At 65.5% G+C, this 5,145-nt stretch carries 3 protein-coding genes and 2 pseudogenes; 3 read left to right on the forward strand and 2 right to left on the reverse strand.

Annotated features, from left to right (window positions below; genetic code table 11):
• Positions 1–302 precede the first annotated feature (302 nt).
• The 3 genes and pseudogenes from XpopCFBP1817_RS19435 to XpopCFBP1817_RS19445 form a co-directional block, all read left to right on the forward strand.
• A pseudogene (locus tag XpopCFBP1817_RS19435) lies at positions 303–1,004 on the forward strand (endonuclease I family protein); the annotation flags it as partial.
• 227 nt (positions 1,005–1,231) lie between these two features.
• Positions 1,232–1,564 carry a divalent-cation tolerance protein CutA gene (gene cutA / locus XpopCFBP1817_RS19440; RefSeq protein WP_128418345.1) on the forward strand — a complete coding sequence of 111 codons (333 nt, stop codon included), beginning with the start codon at positions 1,232–1,234 and terminating at the stop codon, positions 1,562–1,564.
• A gap of 5 nt (positions 1,565–1,569) precedes the next feature.
• Positions 1,570–3,909, forward strand: a complete 2,340-nt coding sequence (locus XpopCFBP1817_RS19445; protein WP_128418346.1) for a protein-disulfide reductase DsbD family protein — start codon at positions 1,570–1,572, stop codon at positions 3,907–3,909.
• Positions 3,910–4,197: 288 nt separating this feature from the next.
• On the opposite strand, the gene XpopCFBP1817_RS21695 is transcribed toward XpopCFBP1817_RS19445, so the two are convergent.
• Together XpopCFBP1817_RS21695 and XpopCFBP1817_RS19450 are read right to left on the reverse strand one after the other, a co-directional pair.
• Positions 4,198–4,350 (reverse strand): hypothetical protein, encoded by a 153-nt coding sequence (locus tag XpopCFBP1817_RS21695; protein ID WP_158251328.1) that lies wholly within the window; start codon positions 4,348–4,350, stop codon positions 4,198–4,200.
• A gap of 234 nt (positions 4,351–4,584) precedes the next feature.
• Positions 4,585–5,145: pseudogene (locus XpopCFBP1817_RS19450) on the reverse strand (IS30 family transposase); the annotation flags it as partial.

Below are 5,145 nucleotides of genomic sequence, written 5' to 3' on the forward strand. Positions count from 1 at the left end.
TGGAGCGATTACGCACACTGCCCGAACACGTCTACAACCAGATGGTCATGGGCTGAAAAACGTGGGGATACCTCAGAACCAGGTTCCACCGATGGTCATGCACACGTTTTACAGTCGGCAACGCATTCCCCGATCACAAGGAGCTGTCGATGAGGTTGCCGTCCCGTGTCCGTGTTTTTCCCTTGAGCTGGTCCCTGAGGTGCACACGTCCCCTGGCCTGCGCGGTTGCGCTGGCCGTCCCCACCGCCCACGCCGCAGTGTTCATCAACGAACTGCACTACGACGACGCGAGCGCCTCCGGCGACAGCGGCAGGATCCTGGATGCCTACCGCAACCGCAGCTACGCCAAGGGCAGCGACCGGGCAGGCACCGGCAGCGGGCTGACCTACAACCGGGAGCACAGCTGGCCCAACTCGCTGGGTTTTGGCAGCGCCAGCGGCGACAAGGGGCTGCCATATGCGCCCTACACCGACATCCACATGCTGTACCTGACCGACACCGCCTTCAACGCCGAGCGTGGCAACAAGCCTTACGCCACCTGTACCAGCAGCTGCGGCGAGCGGGTGACCGATGTCAACGACGGCAGTGGCGGCGGCGGGCGCTATCCGGGCAATTCCAATTGGGTGCGCACCCCCGACGGCAACCGCGGCACCTTCGAAGTGTGGGGCAAGCGCAAGGGCGACATGGCGCGTGCGGTGATGTACATGGCAATCCGTTACGAAGGCGGCATCGACGCGGCAACCGGGCAATCCGAGCCGGACCTGGAGCTCACCGACGACCGCAGCCGGATCGTGCAGACCTCCGCCTCGCCGGCCTACATGGGCCTGTTGTCCACGCTGCTGGCCTGGCACCAGGCCGACCCGCCAGACGATGCCGAACGTGCGCGCAACCAGGTGATTTTCAGCTTCCAGGGCAACCGCAATCCGTTTGTGGATCACCCCGAATGGGCGACCTCCGGCCTGTTCACCTCGGCCAAACCGGCCAGCTGCCAGCTGGTCAATTGACCCACCCTTGCCCGGCCCGCGCGTCGGGCCAGTTCGTTGGCCTGCAGCGGCAATCCACCACCGCTTGCGCGCCGGACGCGCAATGCGGCCGGCGCACGCTGCATGATCGAAGACGCCTATGCACTGTGCGCATCGCTCACGGGCCGCCAGGCTCAGCGAAGCCAAGGCTTTATTCCGGAATCTGCGGTCGATCCCCCCGCAGACAGGGGATTACACTGCGCGGTCACATGAGCGCCTCTTCCCTCCATCTGTTGTTCAGTAGCTGCCCAGATGCCGATAGCGCCGATCGCATTGCGCACGCGCTGCTGGACGAACGCCTGGCCGCCTGCGTCACCCAAGTTCCCGGCGCGCAGTCGCTGTACCGCTGGAATGGGGCGATCGCGCGCAGCCAGGAAGTGCTGCTGTTGATCAAGACCTGGGGAGACCGCCTGCCCGACGCCATTGCACGGCTGCAGGCACTGCATCCGTATGAACTGCCGGAGGCGGTGGCGGTCCAAGCCAGCGCCGGGCTGCCGGCGTATCTCGATTGGGTCCGGGCCGAAACCCGCAAGGAATCCTGACGTCCATGAAATCTCTGTCCCGTTGGATCGCCAGCTGCGCATTGCTGGCCGTACCGTTGTTCGCAGCCCCGCTCGCGCTGGTGGCGCCACTGCCCGTGCAGGCGGCGGTCACCGAGGCCGACCTGCTGCCGGTGGATCAGGCATTCACGCTCAGCGCCACGGCCGACAGCCGCGAGAGCATCGCGCTGAGCTGGAAGATCGCGCCGGGCTATTACCTGTATCGCCACCGCATCGGCGTCAAATCCGGGCAAGGCTTTGCCGCAGGCGAGCTGGCACTGCCGGAAGGCGAGAGCAAGCACGACGAATTCTTCGGCCAGGTGCAGACCTACCGCAAGCAACTGCAGGCCAAACTGGCCGGCAAGGCCGAGCCTGCGCTGCGCACCGCCGTGTTGCAGGTGCAATACCAGGGCTGCGCCGATGCCGGCGTGTGTTACCCGCCGCAACGTCGCGAATTGCGCGTGGCCCTGCCCGAGGCCTCGGCTGCTTCGGCCTCGTCCCACGCCGCTGCCCCCGCCGCGCAGCGCGAAAACCTGGGGTCGCTGGTGCCGCGCGCACCGGCAGCTCCGCGGCTGTTCGGCGGCCCCGGCCAAGCAGCTGGCGTGGAGGCGCTGCCGCTGCCGGCCGAGCAGGCCTTCACCTTTGAAGCCATCGTCGGTGACGGCAATAGCCTGCTGCTGCGCTTCACCCCGGCGCCCGGCTATTACATCTACCGCGACCGCACCTCGCTGGCGCTGGAAGGCGCCGGCGGCGTGCGCACCGGGCTGCCGCGCTGGCCGCAGGGCAAAGCGCATCGCGACGAGCATTTCGGCGATGTGGTGGTGTATTTCGACCAGGCCGAAGTCACCCTGCCACTGCTGCGCGAGCGCACCGAACCAGCAAAGGTGACCTTGGTGGCGACCTTTCAAGGATGCCAGACCGACGGCATCTGCTATCCGCCAATGACCCGCCGCGTCGCACTGGAGCTGCCGCCCGGCACGGTGTCGCCACAGAATCAGGCGCAGACCGCACCGTTGATGATTTCGCCGCTGGCCGCAGGGCAGATGCCCAGCGAACTCGCGCCTGCCGCCACGCCCGCCACCAGCGCAGCGCCCGCTGCCGACGCCTCGGCCGGCAACCCACAACGCACCCAGCCGCCGCATACCGAAAAAGGCCTGCTGGCCATGCTGGTGCTAGCCCTGCTCGGCGGGTTGGTATTGAACCTGATGCCGTGCGTGCTGCCGATCCTGTCGCTGAAGGTGCTGGGGCTAGCGCATAGCGGGGAGAGCCGCAGCCACGCGCGTAGCCATGCCATCTGGTATTCGCTGGGCGTGCTGGTGTCGTTTGCGGCCATCGGCGGGCTGGTGATCGGCTTGCGTGCGGCCGGGCAAGCGGCCGGCTGGGGCTTCCAGTTGCAGCAGCCCTGGTTCGTCGCCGCGCTGGCGTATCTGATGTTTGCGGTGGGCCTGAGCCTGTCGGGCGTGTTTACGCTGGGCAGCAATCTGGGCGGCATCGGCCAGTCGCTGGCCGCACGCAACGGACCGCTGGGCGACTTCTTCACCGGCGTGCTGGCCTGCGTGGTCGCAAGCCCCTGCATCGCCCCGTTCATGGGTACCGCACTGGCCTATGCGTTTACCGCGCCTGCGCTGCTGGCGATGCTGGTCTTTTTGGCCTTAGGCCTGGGCCTGGCGCTGCCGTTCCTGTTGATAGGCTTCATCCCCTCGCTGGCGCGGCGCCTGCCCACGCCCGGTGCATGGATGGAAACGCTCAAGCAGGTGCTGGCATTCCCGATGTATCTCACCGCGATCTGGCTGCTGTGGGTACTGGGCAAGCAGCGCGGCGTTGATGCGCTGGCGCTGATGCTGGTCGGCGCCACCTTGCTTGCGCTGGGCCTGTTCTGCTTCGAGCGCAGCCGCTGGAAAAGCCATCGCATCGGCATGGGCCTGGCTGCAGTGATGCTGGTGCTGGCGATCGTGCCGGTGGTCGCAGTCACCCGCCTCAGCTTGCCGGCCGCCACCGCCGCAGAAGGCGTGGTGACGTTCTCCCCGCAACTGCTGGACCGCCTGCGCGCCGACAACCGCGTGGTGTTCGTCAACATGACCGCCGACTGGTGCGTGACCTGCAAGGCCAACGAAAAGAACGTGCTGAGCAGCGCCGAATTCCGCGATGCGCTGCGCCGCGTCGATGCGGTCTACATGAAAGGCGACTGGACCAACGTCGACCCCACGATCAGCGCCTTCCTCGACCAGCACCAGGCGGTCGGTGTGCCGCTGTACGTGGTCTACGGCCCCGGCACACCGCCGGCAGTGTTACCGACGGTGCTGACCAATGCGATCACCGAGGATGCGCTGCTGCGCGCGGCGCGCTGAGCGTTGCGCAAGGCACGGCCACGCAGCTGGCGGCAAAGCGAGCGCGCTGCAGAACCGTGGCCTGCAAGCCTGCTGATGTGCGGTGTCCTGTGGCACCTGGCAGATCGCCGGGCCCGCTGCGGGTCAGGAGCCGCGTTTCAGGAGTGCTGTTGCGGCGGTGCAGCTTCAACTGTCAACCAATGACAACATTGGTCGCCAATGCCTCGCGGCCACGCTCCGATGTCCTGCAGCCACCCATGTGATCTGTCGATTGTGCTCGTCGATCACAGCTGCGAGGTAGACAAACACCTAGCCATTGCGTTCGTACCAGGTCAGTCGCAAACCCTCAGCCACATGACTGTAGTCGAGCATGCGCCGCAGGTTCTCGGCAAAGCCAAGGCAGAAATCCATCACGACGTCGGTCGCGCGTTCTATCCGCTGTTCACGCTCTTCGGCGATCAAGCCAGCATCCGTCTCACTGACGGTCCCCCGGTTCAATCAAATCGGGTACATCAAGGCAAGCGCGATGTTCAGCGTGATGTAAAAGCGCTTTTCAAACTCGACGACATGCACCGACGTTGCTTATCTCAACGCACAACTTTGGCGTAACCGCCGCGATCTGAGGGCTGCACTGCCCACTGATCGCGTAATTGCTTCATCAGCGCCATCCCAGCGTGTTTTGACAGGGCGCATTCCACTCTGATTCGCAACGCTGTTGAGGACCTCCTCGGAGAAGACTTCGAGGGAGGTTTTGAAGCCGGGTATCTTGCGCCAACGATTGAAGAGCCGCTGCTTGATCCATCGCAGGTGCGCATCGGCGATGGGGCTGAAATCGTCTGTCGTGGCAAGTACTGGCGGGTCAACCCGTTGGCATTTTCGTTGCTGCCTCGCTGCCATGCGCAGTACGGATCTGCAAAATAGAAATCGCTCTGCAAGCAGGCGGCCATGAGCTGATGATCGGCGCACTGGTTGCCGTTGTCGGCGGTGAGGATGTGCCCTGTATGGCGGAGGCCACCCAGCCGCTGGACGATGGCCTTGCGCACGTTCTCGGCGGTGCCGTCAGGCGAGCGAACCAGCAGATGCAGGCGACTGCGGGGTTCGGTCATGCTGACAACCACGGCCTTTGCGTGTGAGGCCCGGATGGTATCCAGCGCGCAGTCGCCGATGCGGCTTCGCTGCTCCACCACCCTTGGGCGCTGTGTCCAGCTGCGTCGCTGTGTCAGCTGCCCGCGGCCATCGCGCACGCCACGTCGGCGG

Source organism: Xanthomonas populi, assembly GCF_002940065.1.
Lineage (GTDB): Bacteria > Pseudomonadota > Gammaproteobacteria > Xanthomonadales > Xanthomonadaceae > Xanthomonas > Xanthomonas populi.